The organism is Kurthia senegalensis, from assembly GCF_000285595.1.
GTDB lineage: Bacteria > Bacillota > Bacilli > Bacillales_A > Planococcaceae > Kurthia > Kurthia senegalensis.
This window is the reverse complement of record NZ_HE611065.1, coordinates 187,144-204,961: the sequence shown is the minus strand read 5'-3', so window position 1 is coordinate 204,961 and position 17,818 is coordinate 187,144. Positions and strand designations below refer to the sequence as shown.

Sequence of the window (17,818 nt, the reverse complement as noted above, 5' to 3'; positions counted from 1 at the left end):
TAAAAAATGAAATTAGAAGATTTTGATTACTATTTACCAGAAGAATTAATTGCACAAGTACCTTTAGAAAATCGTGCGGCAAGCCGTTTAATGGTACTTGATAAAGATACAGGTGTGATAGAACATCACCATTTCCCACATATCGTAGACGAATTAGAAAAAGGCGACTGCTTAATTTTAAACGATACACGTGTATTACCTGCACGTTTAATCGGTGAAAAAGAAGAAACAGGCGCGCACATTGAAGTGTTACTAATTAAACAAAATTCAGACGATGAATGGGAAACGTTAGTAAAACCAGCGAAACGTATTAAAGTTGGTACGACTGTTACATTCGGTAAAGGATTACTAACAGCGACATGTACAGGTGAAATGGATCACGGTGGTCGTACGTTTAAATTTAATTACGAAGGTATTTTCATTGAAATTCTTGAAAAATTAGGTACGATGCCACTACCTCCATACATTCATGAAAAACTAGATGACCAAGAACGTTATCAAACAGTTTATTCTAAAGAATTAGGCTCTGCAGCAGCACCAACAGCAGGTTTACATTTTACAGAAGAAATCTTAGATCAAATTCGTGCAAAAGGTGTTGAAGTAGCATTCGTTACATTACACGTTGGTATCGGTACTTTCCGTCCAGTAAGCACAGATAATATCGAAGAACATGATATGCATGCAGAGTTTTACAATTTACCAGAAGGCACAGCGAAAGTAATTAACGATACGAAAGCGAATGGCGGTCGTGTCATTGCAGTCGGTACAACATCGACACGTACGTTAGAAACAGTTGCGCAAAACAATGACGGTAAAATTATTCCTGAATCTGGTTGGTCAAAAATCTTCATTTATCCAGGTTTTGAATACAAAGCAATTGACGGTATGGTAACAAACTTCCACTTACCAAAATCTTCATTAGTTATGATGATTAGTGCTTTGGCAGGTCGCGAGCACGTTCTAAACGCATATAAAAATGCGGTAGAAAATAAATATCGTTTCTTCAGTTTCGGAGATGCAATGTTCATTCGTCCAAAAAAGAAAGGAATTTAATCAATGTCTCAACAACAACCACCAATTCGTTATGAATTAATTAAAACATGTAAACAAACAGGAGCTCGTTTAGGAATTGTTCATACACCTCACGGCTCTTTTGAAACACCAGCATTTATGCCAGTAGGAACACAAGCAACCGTGAAAACAATGGCACCAGAAGAAATTAAAGCAATGGGTGCGAATATAATCTTATCAAATACGTATCATTTATGGTTACGTCCAGGTCATGAAATTGTTAAGCAAGCAGGTGGCTTACACAAATTTATGAACTGGGACGGTGCTATTCTTACCGATTCAGGTGGCTTCCAAGTATTTTCACTTTCAGATATGCGTAAAATCACAGAAGAAGGCGTTCATTTCCGTAACCACTTAAACGGGTCAAAAATGTTCTTAAGCCCTGAAAAAGCAATGGAAATTCAAAATGCTTTAGGCGCAGATATTATGATGGCGTTTGATGAATGTCCACCATTCCCTGCAACATACGAATACATGAAAGCATCTGTTGAACGTACGACACGCTGGGCTGCTCGTTGTAAAGAAGCACATGCTCGTTCAGATGAACAAGGTTTATTCGGTATTATTCAAGGGGGAGAATACGAAGATTTACGTAAACAATCTGCAAAAGATTTAGTTGCAATGGACTTCCCTGGATATGCAATCGGTGGTCTTTCAGTTGGTGAACCTAAAGATATTATGAACCGTATGCTTGAATATACAACACCTTTAATGCCAGCAGACAAACCACGTTATTTAATGGGTGTCGGTTCTCCAGACTCATTAATCGACGGCTCTATTCGTGGGATTGATATGTTTGACTGCGTACTACCAACACGTATTGCGCGTAACGGTACATGTATGACAAGTCAAGGTCGTGTCGTTGTGAAAAATGCGAAATATAAAGAGGACTTTACACCACTTGATCCAGAATGTGATTGTTACACATGTAAAAACTATACGAAAGCGTACATTCGACACTTAATTAAAGCGGATGAAACATTCGGTATTCGTTTAACATCTACGCACAATTTACACTTCTTACAAAACTTAATGCGTCAAGTACGTCAAGCGATTCGCGAAGACCGTCTAGGCGATTTCAAAGAAGAATTTTTCGAAAAATACGGTTTCAACAAACCGAATGCAAAAAACTTCTAAATCTAGTATAATAGTATGTTGATAGAGAGAAAGGGGGATATGAATAAATGGGTACTTTAACTAATCTTTTACCGATGATTATTATCATTGCTTTGATGTATTTACTATTAATCCGTCCAAGTCAAAAACAACGTAAAAAACAACAAGAAATGCAAAATAACATTTCTCGTGGAAATACAGTTGTAACAATTGGTGGTTTACACGGTACGGTTGATGCAATCGACGATCAAACAGTCGTATTAACAGTAGAGGATGGTGCAAAAGTTCGTTTCGAACGTGCAGCAATCCAACGTGTTGTAGAACTTGATACAACAAAAAAAGCATAATTCACATCGTCATACGACATATGTTTATGCATAAAAAGGAGTTGCGTTTAGACGCAACTCCTTTTTTCATGGAAAAGAAAGCAGAAAAGTGTGTGTTTTGAATTATACGTGTAAAAAATCTTGTTTTTTAAGGCATATTTTTTTCAAATATATAGAAAAAACACCATTTTCCAAAATTGAATGATATAATTTTATTGGATATAACCCCTTCAAGTTGGAAGGAAAAGAAATTCTAAAATAAGGAGTTGATTTGACAGGCAATACGTAGTGTTTCATAATTGGCTTAATTGAATAAGTATGACGTGAGGTCATGAGCTTCATTACATATTCATTCACTCTTTGAGGAGGATTTTTAGATGAAATTAAGAAGTCGTATCGTTGCTTTCTTACTGATCATCGTCGCATTATTTGCTGCGATGGGCACAACGGTCAATGGAGTCTTAAAAGACATCAACCTAGGTCTTGACCTACAAGGTGGCTTTGAAGTTCTATATCAAGTAAAACCATTGAAAGCTGATGGGGTAGTAACGGAAGAAGATGTGAAGGCAACAGCAGATGCCATTTCAAGACGTGTTAACGTATTAGGTGTATCTGAGCCAAGCATCCAAATTGAAGGAAAAGACCGTATACGTGTGCAATTAGCAGGTGTTAAAAACCAAGACCAAGCACGTGACGTATTATCAAACCAAGCGAACTTAACGTTCCGTGACGTAGATAATAAGCTTTTACTAGACGGGAAAGACCTCGTTCAAGGTGGGGCGAAAGCAGGTTTTGATCAAAATAACAGTCCAATGGTATCGTTGAAACTGAAAGATTCAGAGAAGTTTGCAAAAATCACCTCTGAACTGTCACAACGTCCTGAAGGTGAAAATTTATTAGTCATTTGGTTAGACTATGCTAAAGGAGATTCGTACGTAGAAGAAGCTAAAAAAGAAAAACCTGCGTACGCTTCTGCAGCAAGAGTATCTGAAACATTAAATACGAGTGACGTTCAAATTACAGGGAACTTCACCGTACAAGAAACGAAAGACTTAGCCGGTATTTTAAATGCAGGGGCATTACCAGCGAAACTCGTTGAATTGTACTCAACTTCTGTTGGGGCACAATTCGGGGATGATGCATTAAAAGCAACCGTATTTGCAAGTTTAATCGGTGTAGCATTAATCTTCATCTTCATGTTAGTCGTTTATCGTTTACCAGGTTTAATTGCAAACCTTACATTAGTCGTGTTTACATTTATCGTGTTATGGATCTTCGGTATGATTCATGCCGTTCTGACACTTCCAGGTATTGCAGCACTCGTGCTCGGGATCGGGATGGCTGTCGATGCGAACATTTTAATGTACGAGCGAATAAAAGAAGAATTACGCGTTGGTAAGTCTACGAAAGCAGCCTTCCAAGCAGGTTCTAAATCTTCATTCACTGCCATTTTTGATGCGAATATTACGACGCTTTTAGCAGCCGCAGTACTGTTCTATTTCGGTACGAGTAGCGTAAAAGGGTTCGCGACAACGTTAATCATTAGTATCGTCGTGACATTTGTAACTGCTGTATGGGGTACACGTATTTTATTAGGACTACTCGTGAAATCAGGCTATTTAGACAATAAACCTTGGTTGTTCGGTGTTAATAAAAAACGTGTTCATAAATTATCAGAAGGCGTTGATACGCTAGATTTGAAAACAAAATTCGACCGTGTCGATTTTGTACACAATCGTCGTAAATTCTTTACGATTTCAATCGTCTTGATTTTAGCCGGTATGATTATTCTAGGAATTTTCAAACTGAATTTAGGCGTCGACTTCACAAGTGGTTCACGTGTCGAAGTTCAAACGTCTCAAACGTTAAAATCCGATGAAGTTGAAAAAGTAATGACTGCAGAAGGTTTAACACCAAAAGATATTTCAATCGCTGGTGATAAGTCACAAACTGCTGTGCTTCGTTTCACACAGGACTTCTCCAAAGACGAAGTGAAACAATTTAAAGCACATATGCAAGATGAGTACGGGAAAGATACAGAAGTGGCAATTAGTTCTGTTTCTCCAACGATTGGTAAAGAGTTAGCGGCAAATGCGATTAAAGCATTATTGTATGCGGCACTTGGTATTATTATTTACGTAGCTGTTCGCTTTGAATGGCGCATGGGTGTTGCGACAATCGTTGCCTTGTTACATGATGTTTTCTTCATGGTTGCCATTTTCAGCTTATTCCGTATTGAAGTAGACATTACATTTATCGCAGCAGTACTGACGATTGTCGGTTATTCTATTAATGATACGATTGTAACGTTTGACCGGATTCGTGAAAACTTACATCGTATCGGGGTGATCCGAACATCAGAAGAACTTGCACATATTGTAAATAAATCGTTACGTCAAACGCTCGGTCGTTCAGTGAACACGGTTGCCACTGTATTAGTCGTTGTTATTGCATTGATGATCTTCGGCGCAACATCAATCCAAACGTTCGCACTTGCTTTATTGATCGGTTTAATTACAGGTGTGTACTCTTCAATTTACATTGCGGCTCAAATTTGGTACGTATTCAAAGTACGCCAAATGAAGAAACAAGATGGTAAATTAGATGTAGGTAAAAAAGAAAGTAAATGGGGTTCTGACGAGCCGATGGTTTAACCGGTATTACGATTCCCATAAATAAAAAGCAGGCATTCAAAAGAATGCCTGCTTTTTTGTGCTGAAAACAATAAATCAGTTGTTCGCGGATGTTGAAACATGAATTTGTAATACAAATGATACATAGAAGTCATTAGAGATGCTAGTTAATATGGTACAATATTTTCAATTCAAGCGTAATCGTGGATGAACATTTTACATAGACAGGAGAACGAAACGATGAACTGGAAAAAATGGGCGTGTGCCCTCGTTGCAACGTTTACAATAAGTGCTGTAGCACCTCAACTAGCACAAGCAGCGGATTATGATGATGTATTTATCGTATATAAATCAGAGGCAGGTAAGCAATTAATTGAAAAAAATGCAACGCGAATCGTAAAAGATTTTGACGTGCTTCAAACTGTTGAAGGTGCTTTTACGAAACAAGCGTTACAAATATTAAAACAATCACCTGAAATTCAATCGATTCAAAAAAAATCACTTCGTCTGAGTCCGGCAAGTACAGACTCTCATACACTGACGAATATGAAAAATCCTACGTGGAATATTGAACGTTTAAGTATTCAAAAATTATGGCAAAATCAACTGACAGGTAAGGGAATCAAAGTAGCAATGATTGATACCGGTGTCAAAAATTTAACGATGTTTCAAAATGTGAAAAAATTATCATTCGTAGCAGATGACTTAACTACAGCAACGGACGAAAGTAATCCAGAAGATGTTGAAAATCATGGAACGCGTGTCGCAAGTGTTATTTCAACAGCACCTAAAGCGGTTCAATTTTATTCAAATCCAAACAGTACTAGTTCAACGAAGCTGTCTTATACGTATTCAGGAATTGCGCCGAACGTAGAATTGTATAGTTTGAAAGTGACAGAGCCAGGGCTAGGGGCAGAATTATCGAATATTGCTTCAGCGATTGAGTGGTCGATTGCAAATAAAATCGATGTGTTAAATATTTCGTTAGGCGTTTCATTATCGGCCAGTGATTTACAAACGAATGGTGCAGGCGCTACGTTAAAAAATGCGATTGCTAAAGCGACGAAAGCTGGAATTACGATTGTCTCTGCTACAGGGAATGATAGTAAAAATGGAATTTTAGCGCCCGTTTTATATCCCGCTGCATTTGATAATGTTATTGCCGTTGGCGCAACAGATAACATGAACAACGTTTCTAGTTTTTCAAATGGAGGTAAAGCCATTGATGTCGTCGCACCGGGTGAAAATATTCCAGCTATTGGTCTAGAAGGCGCAATCGTTCGAAGTAGTGGGACATCTTTTGCATCGCCAGAAATAGCAGGGGTCATCGCACTATTAAAAGAAAAATTCCCGACGTATACACCGAAGCAATTGAAGGAAGTGCTTCTTGCAAATACAGTCGATTATGGTGCGAAAGGGTTCGACAATTCGTACGGCAATGGATTCGTTAATTTTGCATCATTCGATCCGAAAAAAGTGACGGTTTCACAAGACACAAGTAAAGTAGTGACACCTAATATGCCTGCTTCAAGCTTACCGACAGCTTCTACATCGAAAAAAGTAAAAGTTCAAAGTGATGCACAAAAATACGTTTCGAGTCATCAAGTGACGATTACGAAATGGATTACGACGTTGCAAAAAGGAAAGTCGCTTAATTTCATGACGCAATTCGCTCCACTCTATTCGGTCTATTATGAATTAGCTTCTCCAGAGAAAAAATTTATTACGAATTACCGTAAAAAAATCAAAGCGGTTTCGATTTCAAGCGCTGTTAAATCATCGAAATTAAAAGCGACAAATTTAACGCAGATGAAAAAGAAAAAATATACGAAGTTGACGTTTACAACGGCAATCAAACCGTCAACTGTGAAAACGTCTAATGTAAAAGTGTTTAAAGCTGGTAAAGCGGTTTCGGGTGTAACGCTTAAAAAAGATAAAAAAGGAAAATGGGTTCAAGTTAAGATGAAAAACACGTTGACGAAAGGACATTACGTCATCGTCATAAACAATGCGTCATTGAAAACGACGAAAAATAAAAAAGTAACGACACCTTTCGTCGTTCGATTTGTAGTGAAATAATTCATTTTAATTGAATAAAATAAATAAGCCTTCTTTTCATCTGCTCGGTGAAAAGAAGGCTTATTTTTGTTAGACGTTACTTTTAAAAAAATGAAAGCAACGTAAAAAATGCCAAATGATACACATTGTCATAATAGGTACGTAAAAAATACGCTATTTCTTTCGGATACCATTTTGCACGTATTGGATTTCTTTTTTATGCTTATAGAAAAGGGAGTGGATAGATGATTTTTGTCGTTAGTTTTATAGGAGCGGTCGTCGCTTCATTTTGTTGTGTAGTCGGAGAACGCTACATTTTAAACGAGTCTTTTTTGGCAGGGCGCTCGCGGTGTAATTATTGCCGTAAAAACGTACGATTAATCGATTTAATTCCCGTCATATCGTATGCTTTGTTGCGCGGGAAAAGTCACTGTTGTAGAAAAAAGATTCCGACAGATTACGTTTGTATCGAACTACTCGTAAGTGTTTCGTGGGCGATTGCCTATGCGAAGTGGGGCATTAGTACAGAAAGTATAGGATACGCGGTATTAACATGCTTGCTAAGCATTATTACTATCACCGATTTACGAGCGATGATTATTCCGAATAAAATATTAGGCTGCTTCTTTCTGTTTTTCGTTCTGTTCTACTGGAGTACGAATCAATTGTCCATTGGGCGCTTCGTCGATAGCTTGTTTATGTTTTTATTCTTTTTATGTATCGTATTTTTTCAAAAAGAAGGTATCGGAGGAGGCGATATAAAATTATTCATTTTATTAACGTTTATTCTCGGTTTATATGAAGGGATGCTGATTTTATTATTTTCATGTATGTTCGCTTTAATCATCGGATTGCTCATGAAAAAAAGGCGAGGACAACCTTTTATTTTTGGACCGATGATTGCCTTCGTCACCGTAGGGAGCACTTTATGTGAAATGGTTCTTGTAAAGACTATTTTTCCTTTTTGGTTCTTGTAATCTTTTTGAATGAACTGTCCGAAAAATGTCGGTATAATAAAGACATGAAGGAGTGACAGCATGGGCATTAAAAAGAAGTGGCAGTTTCATAACCCTGATGAAGCAGCTGTTGCATCTATTGCAACAGCAGTCGGGTTATCAACGTTAGCTGCTAAAATATTAGTATCACGTGGTTATGATACGCCAGAAAAAGCAGAACAATTTTTAAAAGTGGATGATTCGGTCATCCATGACCCGTATTTATTACACGATATGGAAGGCGCAATTGCACGGATAAAATGCGCAATTGAAGAGCAACAGCATATCGTCGTATACGGAGACTATGATGCAGGTGCGACACGTTTTTAAGTGAAAAGCTTAAACACTATGAAACTATAGGAGAACTAATTTCTCGATTAGCAAAATGAGAGCGTAACGACTCGAAGTGCTAACTTTAAACTCCGACATGCGTCCGCGTATGAAGCTCGGTAAAGTCGGCAAAATCATTCCGAAATGAATCGAAAGAGGATCTATTCCTTGAATGAGATATGCCGGAAGTCCATAAAATAGTGACGGTTAGAATGTGCTTTGCACTGACGAATCTTCGAATGTACAGGTCTATACATAGTCGTCGTAGAAATGCGATTTTGGTTTGAACCAAAGTATGTGTGGTGGAGTAAAATTCTCGCGTTATGAAACACCATCGCTCGTTATAGGCGAGTGCAAGCATACAGGCCTATAGAAGAAACCTACTGCTATATGCAAGGATAGAGAAATTGGAACGTGGGAAGCGTTCGCTGTTTTGACAGTTCAGCATATAAATCGCGGTGGCGTAATAAAGCTGATTCACGAACGTGAAAGTGGAGCCATGGTACAAGTGATGTAGCTAATACCTACGGATGGAAGGGCTCTAGTCGGAAGAAATTTCGATGGAACGCCGAGTGAGGTGAAAGTCTCACGCTCGGTGTGAAGTGGGGGAAAAGCTGGCGGGTTACTAAAAGCTTACCTATCACTATATGGCATTACAAGTTCTACGATTATGAAAACAGTGTTACAAGATTTAGGCGCACTCGTCGAACATATTATTCCGAATCGTTTTGAGCATGGATACGGGCCAAATGAGCAGTTGTTTAGAGAAATTGCTGCATCTGGTTGTGAATTGCTTATTACGGTCGATAATGGGATTGCAGGAAATGGACCGATTGATGTGATTCGATCTCTCGGTGTAGATGTCATCGTGACAGATCACCACGAAGCGGCGGCGGAATTACCGAATGCGAACTTTATTATTCACCCACGTCATCCCGAAGGTCATTATCCATTCGGTGAATTAGCAGGATGTGGTGTCGCATTTAAAGTTGCGCAAGCTTTATACGAAAAAGTACCTGAACAATTGTTTGATGTCGTGGCAATCGGTACGATTGCGGATTTAGTTCCGCTCGTAGACGAAAACCGTTATTTCGTCATTAAAGGTTTACAACGTATGCGTCAGCGTCCGAGAAAGGCAATTCAAGCACTTGCGACCGTATCAGGAACAGAATTGAATCAAATCGATGAACAAACGATTGGTTTTGGATTTGGCCCCCGTTTAAATGCACTCGGTAGACTAGGAGATGCTGCACCGGGTGTCGATTTCTTAATGGAAGAAGATACGACAGAAGCGATGCGAATGGCGACGTTTTTAAATGAACGTAACAAAGAACGTCAAGACTTAGTCGCTTCAATTACAGAGCAAGCGATTGAAATGGTTGAAAATGATGCAGAAATAGGCGATTCAAAAGTGTTAATCGTCGCAGGAGAAGGTTGGAATGCGGGTGTTGTCGGCATCGTTGCTTCTCGCCTCGTCGAAAAATACTACCGTCCGACAATCGTTTTAGCGACAGATGCATCGACGGGTCTTGCAAAAGGTTCGGCACGTAGCATTGAGCATTTTAATATGTATGCGGAGTTAGACGTCAATCGCGATATACTCGTTGCATTCGGTGGGCATCCAATGGCAGCAGGGATGACGTTGAAGATGGATGATGTGAAAGAACTTCGTCAACGCTTACACAAACAAGCGCTTGAACATATGACAGAAGAAGATTTTATTCCCGTATTACAAATTGATATTCCGTTAGACGTTACAGAAATTGACGTAGAGTCATTAGAAGATTTACGTAAACTTGCTCCGTTCGGTATGCAATTTGAAAAGCCGTTATACGGGTTAGAAAATGTTCAAATTAAAACGATGCGAAAAATTGGTGCGAATGAAGATCATTTGAAAATGGAAATCGGGAAAGACGGTCATTACATTGATACGATTGGTTTCCATAAAGGCTATTTAGCTGATGAGCTGACGCAAGGCATTGATATTTCTTTTGCAGGAGACATCGAAATTAATGAATGGAATGGACGTAAAAAACCACAATTCAAGTTGGACGATGTGCATACGGACGCTTGGCAATTATTCGATTTACGTGGCGGACATAAAATTTCACAATGGTTGACTAAAATTCCATTAGAAGAAACGGCATTTATTGCGTTTAGAAAAGAAACGGTTAGTCATTTCGCTAGTGTAATTTCAGAAGAAATTATCGTATTTGATTCGAACGATGCGCAGACAACAGATAAAAAATTCGTCGTTTTATTGGATTTGCCACAAAATGTTCAACAATTAGAACAGCTTTTACGTGCAAAAGAATTGGAAAGAATTTATGCGCATTTTTACGTTTCTGACTCTCATTTGTTTGATGGAATGCCTACGAGAGAACAGTTTATATGGTACTATTCATTCTTGCGTCAACAAAGAGAATTCCCATTAAATCAAAACTTAAACCAATTAGCTAAACATAAAGGTTGGAGTAGAGCGATGTTAATTTTTATGTCGCAGGTGTTTTTTGAACTCGAATTTGTTACAATAGAGAACGGACTTGCTAAAATTGTAGATCATCCGCCGAAACGTGAACTGACGTCGGCAAAAATTTACGAAGAACGCATGCAACAACTTGCGTTGGAAAAAACGCTTTTGTATGCACCATATAAAGATTTAAGACAGTGGTTTGATGTAAGAATACATCAAGCAGTTTCTGAGGAGGAACAAAGATAATGGATTTAAAAAAATACGTATCTGTCGTGGAAAACTGGCCTAAAGAAGGCATTTCATTTAAAGATATTACGACAATCATGGACAACGGTCCTGCTTATAAATACGCGACAGACCAAATCGTAGAATACGCTAAAAAAGTAAATGCTGAAGTAATCGTAGGACCTGAAGCTCGTGGCTTCATCACAGGTTGCCCTGTAGCATACGCTTTAGAAATCGGTTTTGCACCTGTTCGTAAACCAGGTAAATTACCTCGCGAAGTCATTTCAGCTGATTACGGTTTGGAATACGGTAAAGATACATTAACAATGCACAAAGATGCGATCAAACCAGGACAAAAAGTATTAATCGTCGACGATTTACTAGCGACTGGCGGTACAGTAAACGCAACAATCCAACTAATTGAAGAATTAGGCGGAGAAGTAGTAGGTTGTGCTTTCTTAATCGAATTAACGGAATTACACGGCCGCGATAAAATCGAAGGCTATGACGTATTCACTTTAATGGAATACTAAAATTCAAAGTAGCGAATGATTCGCTTCACTTTGTGAAAAACCCTCTTTTCTTTTAAGATGAGAGGGTTTTTCTTATAATCCAGTTCATTTTAAGAAGAAACAGACTATTTATATGAATTAAACTTTACAAAGTAATCACTTTTTTTATAAAATGATTGTTATATCTAAACGGAAAATTTACGAATAGGGTGGGCTCAATTATGGCGAAGGATCAAGTGATGACAGTTGAAGAAGTATTCGACATACTTTCTTCATATATGAATGACGAGCACGTGGCTTTTGTGCAACGTGCTTATGAATTAGCAAGAGATGCACATAAGGAGCAGTTCCGCAGTTCTGGAGAGCCGTATATCGTGCACCCGATACAAGTAGCAGGGATTTTAGCAGAATTACAAATGGACCCGGAAACGGTGTCTGCAGGCTTTTTACATGATGTAGTTGAGGATACGTCCGTAACGAGAGAAGATTTAGTCGAGCAGTTCGGAGAAGAAGTAGCAATGCTCGTCGATGGCGTAACGAAACTCGGTAAAATTAAATATAAATCTAAAAAAGAACAACAAGCCGAAAACCATCGTAAAATGTTTGTCGCCATGGCACAAGACATTCGTGTTATTTTAATTAAATTAGCAGACCGCTTGCACAATATGCGTACATTAAAACATTTACCAGTTGAAAAACAACGCCGTATTTCAAAAGAAACATTGGAAATTTTCGCCCCTCTTGCTCATCGTCTAGGGATTTCAGCAATTAAATGGGAGTTGGAAGATACTGCGCTACGTTATTTAAATCCACAACAATATTATCGCATCGTGAATTTGATGAAGCGCAAACGTACAGAACGTGAAGCGTATCTTCAAAATGTGATGGACGAAATTACAGAGCAATTAGACGACGTATCAATTCCAGCGGATCTTTCAGGTAGACCGAAACATATTTATAGTATTTACAATAAAATGCAGTCACAACATAAACAATTCAATGAAATTTACGATTTATTAGCGGTGCGTGTCATCGTTGATAGCATTAAAGATTGTTATGCGGTACTTGGTATTGTGCATACGCTTTGGAAACCAATGCCAGGACGTTTTAAAGATTATATTGCGATGCCAAAACAAAACTTATATCAATCTCTTCATACGACGGTGATTGGCCCTTACGGAGATCCATTAGAAGTACAAATTCGTACGAAGAGCATGCACAATATTGCGGAATTCGGGGTTGCGGCGCATTGGGCATATAAAGAAGGTAAATCAGCTGTAACAGAAAATACAGATATCGACAGTAAGCTAACGTGGTTCCGTGAAATTTTAGAATTTCAAAATGAATCAAATGATGCGGAAGAATTCATGGAGTCATTGAAGTTTGATTTGTTCTCGGATATGGTTTACGTATTTTCTCCGAAAGGCGACGTATTAGAATTGCCTGCAGGTTCTGTGCCGATTGACTTTGCTTATCGCGTTCACTCGGAAATTGGTAATCGTACGATTGGAGCACGTGTCAACGGCAAGATGGTTCCACTCGATACACCGCTTGAAACAGGCGATATCGTAGAAGTAATTACGTCTAAACAATCGTTTGGACCGAGCAGAGACTGGCTAAGTATTGCACAGTCCTCCCAAGCGAAACATAAAATTAAACAATTTTTCAAAAAACAAGCGCGTGAAGATAATGTAAATAAAGGGCGCGAAATGATTGAAAAAGAAATTGAAGAACAAGGTTACAATCGCGAGGAAGTGTTAACGCAAGAAAACTTCAAACGTGCGTGTGAAAAATTCAATTACACGTCGTCGGAAGATTTAATTGCTGCTGTTGGGTTTAACGGTATGACGGCTTTACAAGTCGTTAATCGATTAGCAGAAAAAATTCGTAAAGAGCGCGACTCACAAGAAGCGCTTGAGAAAATTGCAAAAGGTATGGAAAAACCTGAAAATACGAAACCGACAGAAACGGGCGTTGTCGTAAGAGGATTAGAAAACTTACTCATTCGTCTATCTCGTTGTTGCCGTCCTGTACCAGGCGATGAAATTGTCGGGTTTATTACGAAAGGTCGTGGTGTTTCAGTCCACAGAGCAGATTGTCCAAATGTGCAGTCTTCAGACGAGAAAGAACGTCTGATTGATGTGGAGTGGAGCTTCGCCGAAAATGATCAAAAACTGTACGCTGTGGACATTGAAGTGACAGGATATGATCGCTCAGGCTTAATTACCGAAGTTATGCAAGTCATTAATGAAACGAAAACGCAAATTAACGCAGTTAATGGTCGTGCTGATCGCGATAAAATTGCAACGGTGCATTTAACATTGCAAATTAAAAATATTCAACATTTATATAAAGTCGTTGATCGTATTAAACAAATATCAGACATTTATTCAGTTCAACGTGTAAACAATTAAGGAGACGATATTCTTGAGAGTAGTATTGCAAAGAAGTGGCGCTGCATCCGTAAAAGTAGACGGTCAAATTACAGGAGCCATTGAAAAAGGATATGTGCTATTAGTAGGCATTACGCATGAGGATACGAAAGAAGATGCGGATTACATTGCTTCGAAAATTGCGAAAACACGTATTTGGGAAGATGAGGAAGGAAAGATGAATATCGCTATCCATGAACATGGTGGAGCGATTTTATCAATTTCTCAGTTTACATTGTATGCGAATACGAAAAAAGGCAATCGTCCAAGTTTCACTGCAGCATCGCGTCCAGATCATTCTGAACCGTTATGGGAATACTTTAATGAAGCACTTCGCCAAGAGGGCTTAGAAGTCCAAACAGGCGTATTTGGAGCGATGATGGACGTTTCGTTAGTGAATGATGGCCCGGTTACAATTATATTCGATTCAAAAGAAAAATAAGCATGAAAAAAGAAGCAGGATGTCAATGCGTCCATGCTTCTTTTTTATGTTATGAAATGATTATTTTTTATAATATTCGATGAGTCCGTTTACAACACCTTCAGCCACTGTTTGACGGTAGGTGTCTGTATTGATACGAGAAAGTTCTTTTGCGTTAGAAACGAAACCAAGTTCAATTAAAGTAGCAAACACTGTATTCTCACGTAAAACCATAACATTTTGATGTTTAGGGCCACGATCTTTAACGTTCGGGTATTTTTGATTAACGGCTTTCATAATGTTCTTTTGAATGACTGTAGCGAATTTTTTTGATGACGTTTGGTAATATAAAGCTTCTAATCCTTCAGCGCTAGACGAAGCGGAATTGTAATGAATACTAATGAACGCATTCGCACCTACTTTGGCAGATGATGCGGCACGTGCAGCTAAATCTTTCGTTTTATTCGAATTTAGTGCAGCGGTCGTTGAACGTGTCATCGATACAGTACCACCGACGTCTTCAATTGCTTTTTGAATCGCTTTTGCAGAAGCGAGTGTAAGTTCTGCTTCTGTCACTTTTTTGCCTTTTAAATCTTTACCGATTGCACCAGGGTCTGTACCACCATGTCCAGCGTCGAGTACGATTTTATAGCCTGCTAGAACATTATCGATTGGATCAGAAACTTGAATCGGTTTTTTTGTCGTTACGACAGTTGAACTTGTGTTTAATGAAATCCAACCTTTTTGAGTTTTACTGAATTGGATTTCTGCCCAGTTGTTGTTTGACGTACGTAAGATAACGGCAGTAAATTTTTCATTAATACTACCTAATTTAGGAGCTCCTGTATTCGGCAAACGACGTACGTTCATTAATTCATTAACAGTGACGTATTGAATTTTTGTCGTTGCTTTTGCTGTATAATTATATGAAGTAGTTGATTTGAAGCCATATGCATCATCTCCGCTAATCCAACCTGTTTTTTATTGTACGTAACGTATAACCAACCGTTTGCGGCTACTTTTTTAACAGTCAACTTCGCACCGTAAGGAACGGTAATGCCTGACTTCACACCACTTGGAGAAGCGGTTTTTCGCATCGTAAGACCTGTTGATTCAGTTACGTAAAAGTAAGTTTTTTTCGCGGGAGCAGTTGCAGTAACAGTTTTCACAGCTTTTAAATATTTTTTGTTGACCCACCCGATTTTTTGATGTATTATAACGGATTTGCCACCATGAACCAGATGCTTTAACTTTCGTTACGACAGTATTTTTTTTCAATGTCGACACCTTTGCAGTAGAAGCACTTGGTCCAATTCGTACATTTAAGGACGCCGTTGTTTTATATGTAGCTGTTGCGGCATGAGAAGTACGAGGGTTTGTCATTAAAATGCCTGATACGATTAACATAAGAGCAAGTAATGACAAAAATAAATTTTTTGTATTTTTTTGCATATACAATCCTCCTTTATTACATTGTATCGACATTAATTACTAAAAAGCTAGTCTTTTTAAGATTTGTTACATGTTTGTTACGTTCAACTAGAAAGAATCGTATAACATTAAAACATTGACATTGCCATCATTTCTGATTATCATATGAATTAATCTGATATTATTAACGAACACCAGTGACCGAGCAAGTAATTTATACGACAGTATCTTTCTAGAGAGTAGGAATCGTGGCTGAAAGTTCCTCCATCGATACGTATAAATGAAGAACACTCGTGAGGTTTTTCTCTGAAAGGCTCGTAGCTTATTAGGAGAAAACGGAATCGGCCGTTATCCGATTAAGAGAGGACTATAGTTTATAGTCAACTAGGGTGGAACCGCGGAAGCTGTCATATACGAGCTGTCGTCCCTTGCATTTTTGCAAGGGATGGCGGCCTTTTTTATTTGTAAAAGTTTTCCGTCCCTTCTCTAAAAAAGGTAATTCAGTATTTGTTGAAAGGAGCATACACATGACGTTTAAAGTACCAAGAGGAACACAAGATATCCTGCCTGAACAATCAGCCAAATGGCAAAAAGTAGAGGAAATCATTCGTCATCTATGCCATACGTATCGTTACGAAGAATTACGTACGCCAATGTTTGAGTCTACAGAATTATTCCAACGTGGTGTTGGTGATACGACAGATATCGTTCAAAAAGAAATGTACACATTTGAAGATCGCGGAGGTCGTTCATTAACTTTACGCCCTGAAGGAACAGCCGGTGCTGTTCGTTCGTATGTAGAACATAAAATGTACGGTTTACCAGACCAACCTGTGAAGCTTTCATACATCGGACCAATGTTCCGTTATGAACGCCAACAAGCAGGTCGTTACCGTCAATTCGTACAATTTGGTGTAGAAGCAATTGGTAGTAAAGATCCGGCTATTGATGCAGAAGTGATTTCTTTAGCGATGAACGTATATAAAGCAGTAGGTTTAACAGATTTGAAATTAGTCATTAATTCATTAGGGGACAAAGAAGTACGTGAGGCACACCGTGCAGCACTGATTCAACATTTTGAACCACATATTCATGAATTTTGCTCGGACTGTCAAAATCGTTTAGAAAAAAATCCATTACGTATTTTGGACTGTAAAGTTGATCGTGAAAATCCATTAATGGAAACAGCCCCTTCTTTAACAGATTTCTTAAATGAAGAGTCGGCTACTTATTTTGAACGTGTGAAACATTATTTAGACGTATTAGGTATTGAATATGAAGTAGATCCAAACTTAGTTCGTGGTCTTGATTATTACAACCATACAGCATTTGAAATTATGAGCACGTCAAAAGGGTTCGGTTCTATTACGACACTTTGTGGTGGCGGTCGTTACCACGGTCTCGTTCAAGAAGTCGGCGGTCCTGATATGGCGGGTATCGGTTTTGCGATGAGTATCGAACGTTTATTACTTGCACTTGAAGCAGAAGGTAAAGCGTTAGAAACAGATAATGCACTTGACGTATTTATCGTGTCAATGGACGATGCAGCAAAAGAAAAAGCAGTTGAACTTGCAAGCTCATTCCGTGCGAAGGGGATTGCGACAGAGATTGATTACGCGAGTCGTAAAATGAAAGCGCAAATGAAAGCAGCAGACCGTCAAGGTGCTCAATGGGTACTTGTTTTAGGTGAACAAGAACTATCTGAAAATGCAGCCGCTGTGAAAAATATGGAATCAGGTACACAAGAGAAAGTACCTTTCCATGACTTAGTAAATTATTTACAAACACATTAATT

The 17,818-nt window shown here is 38.6% G+C and carries 15 protein-coding genes and 1 other annotated feature; of the genes, 12 read left to right on the top strand and 3 right to left on the bottom strand.

Annotated elements, in window-relative coordinates; translation table 11 throughout:
• Positions 1 to 6 precede the first annotated feature (6 nt).
• The 11 genes from queA (at position 7) to dtd (ending at position 14,613) form a co-directional block, all read left to right on the top strand.
• The gene (queA, locus tag KSHG_RS06360) at positions 7 to 1,053 is read left to right on the top strand and encodes a tRNA preQ1(34) S-adenosylmethionine ribosyltransferase-isomerase QueA (protein ID WP_010303554.1); all 1,047 of its coding nucleotides are present in this window, start codon (positions 7 to 9) and stop codon (positions 1,051 to 1,053) included.
• Between the two features lie 3 nt (positions 1,054 to 1,056).
• Positions 1,057 to 2,208 carry a tRNA guanosine(34) transglycosylase Tgt gene (gene tgt, locus KSHG_RS06355; protein WP_010303553.1) on the top strand — a complete coding sequence of 384 codons (1,152 nt, stop codon included), beginning with the start codon at positions 1,057 to 1,059 and terminating at the stop codon, positions 2,206 to 2,208.
• Between the two features lie 47 nt (positions 2,209 to 2,255).
• Complete coding sequence (yajC, locus tag KSHG_RS06350) at positions 2,256 to 2,534, top strand: preprotein translocase subunit YajC (RefSeq protein ID WP_010303552.1); 279 nt, start codon at positions 2,256 to 2,258, stop codon at positions 2,532 to 2,534.
• 356 nt (positions 2,535 to 2,890) lie between these two features.
• A complete protein-coding gene (gene secDF / locus KSHG_RS06345) occupies positions 2,891 to 5,167 on the top strand; it encodes a protein translocase subunit SecDF (RefSeq protein WP_010303551.1) in 2,277 nt (758 codons plus the stop codon).
• Between the two features lie 219 nt (positions 5,168 to 5,386).
• Positions 5,387 to 7,225 carry a S8 family peptidase gene (locus tag KSHG_RS06340; protein WP_010303550.1) on the top strand — a complete coding sequence of 613 codons (1,839 nt, stop codon included), beginning with the start codon at positions 5,387 to 5,389 and terminating at the stop codon, positions 7,223 to 7,225.
• Positions 7,226 to 7,449: 224 nt separating this feature from the next.
• Positions 7,450 to 8,181, top strand: a complete 732-nt coding sequence (locus KSHG_RS06335; protein WP_010303549.1) for a prepilin peptidase — start codon at positions 7,450 to 7,452, stop codon at positions 8,179 to 8,181.
• Between the two features lie 60 nt (positions 8,182 to 8,241).
• Positions 8,242 to 8,529: a hypothetical protein gene (locus KSHG_RS06330; protein ID WP_010303548.1), complete on the top strand. Its 288-nt coding sequence runs from the start codon at positions 8,242 to 8,244 to the stop codon at positions 8,527 to 8,529.
• 652 nt (positions 8,530 to 9,181) lie between these two features.
• A complete protein-coding gene (gene recJ, locus KSHG_RS16265; protein ID WP_261797760.1) occupies positions 9,182 to 11,248 on the top strand; it encodes a single-stranded-DNA-specific exonuclease RecJ in 2,067 nt (688 codons plus the stop codon).
• Entirely contained in the window at positions 11,248 to 11,760 is a 513-nt protein-coding gene (locus tag KSHG_RS06320; protein ID WP_010303546.1) for an adenine phosphoribosyltransferase, read from the top strand. Before recJ ends, KSHG_RS06320 begins: the two co-directional genes overlap by 1 nt.
• 200 nt (positions 11,761 to 11,960) lie before the next feature.
• Positions 11,961 to 14,153, top strand: coding sequence for a RelA/SpoT family protein (locus tag KSHG_RS06315; protein ID WP_010303544.1), 2,193 nt, complete (start codon positions 11,961 to 11,963; stop codon positions 14,151 to 14,153).
• Between the two features lie 13 nt (positions 14,154 to 14,166).
• Positions 14,167 to 14,613, top strand: coding sequence for a D-aminoacyl-tRNA deacylase (gene dtd, locus KSHG_RS06310; protein ID WP_010303541.1), 447 nt, complete (start codon positions 14,167 to 14,169; stop codon positions 14,611 to 14,613).
• Between the two features lie 60 nt (positions 14,614 to 14,673).
• Here the strand turns inward: dtd and KSHG_RS06305 are convergent, their stop codons facing one another.
• Genes KSHG_RS06305 through KSHG_RS06295 form a run of 3 tightly spaced genes read right to left on the bottom strand, consistent with a single transcriptional unit; the run spans position 14,674 to position 16,044 of the window.
• Entirely contained in the window at positions 14,674 to 15,447 is a 774-nt protein-coding gene (locus KSHG_RS06305; protein WP_210432972.1) for an N-acetylmuramoyl-L-alanine amidase, read from the bottom strand.
• Between the two features lie 14 nt (positions 15,448 to 15,461).
• A complete protein-coding gene (locus KSHG_RS06300) occupies positions 15,462 to 15,689 on the bottom strand; it encodes an SH3 domain-containing protein (protein ID WP_010303537.1) in 228 nt (75 codons plus the stop codon).
• A gap of 16 nt (positions 15,690 to 15,705) precedes the next feature.
• A complete protein-coding gene (locus KSHG_RS06295; protein WP_010303535.1) occupies positions 15,706 to 16,044 on the bottom strand; it encodes an SH3 domain-containing protein in 339 nt (112 codons plus the stop codon).
• A gap of 167 nt (positions 16,045 to 16,211) precedes the next feature.
• Positions 16,212 to 16,455, top strand: a binding site (T-box leader).
• 95 nt (positions 16,456 to 16,550) lie between these two features.
• On the opposite strand from KSHG_RS06295, the gene hisS reads away from it, so the two are divergent.
• The gene (hisS, locus tag KSHG_RS06290) at positions 16,551 to 17,816 is read left to right on the top strand and encodes a histidine--tRNA ligase (protein WP_010303533.1); all 1,266 of its coding nucleotides are present in this window, start codon (positions 16,551 to 16,553) and stop codon (positions 17,814 to 17,816) included.
• Positions 17,817 to 17,818 lie beyond the last annotated feature (2 nt).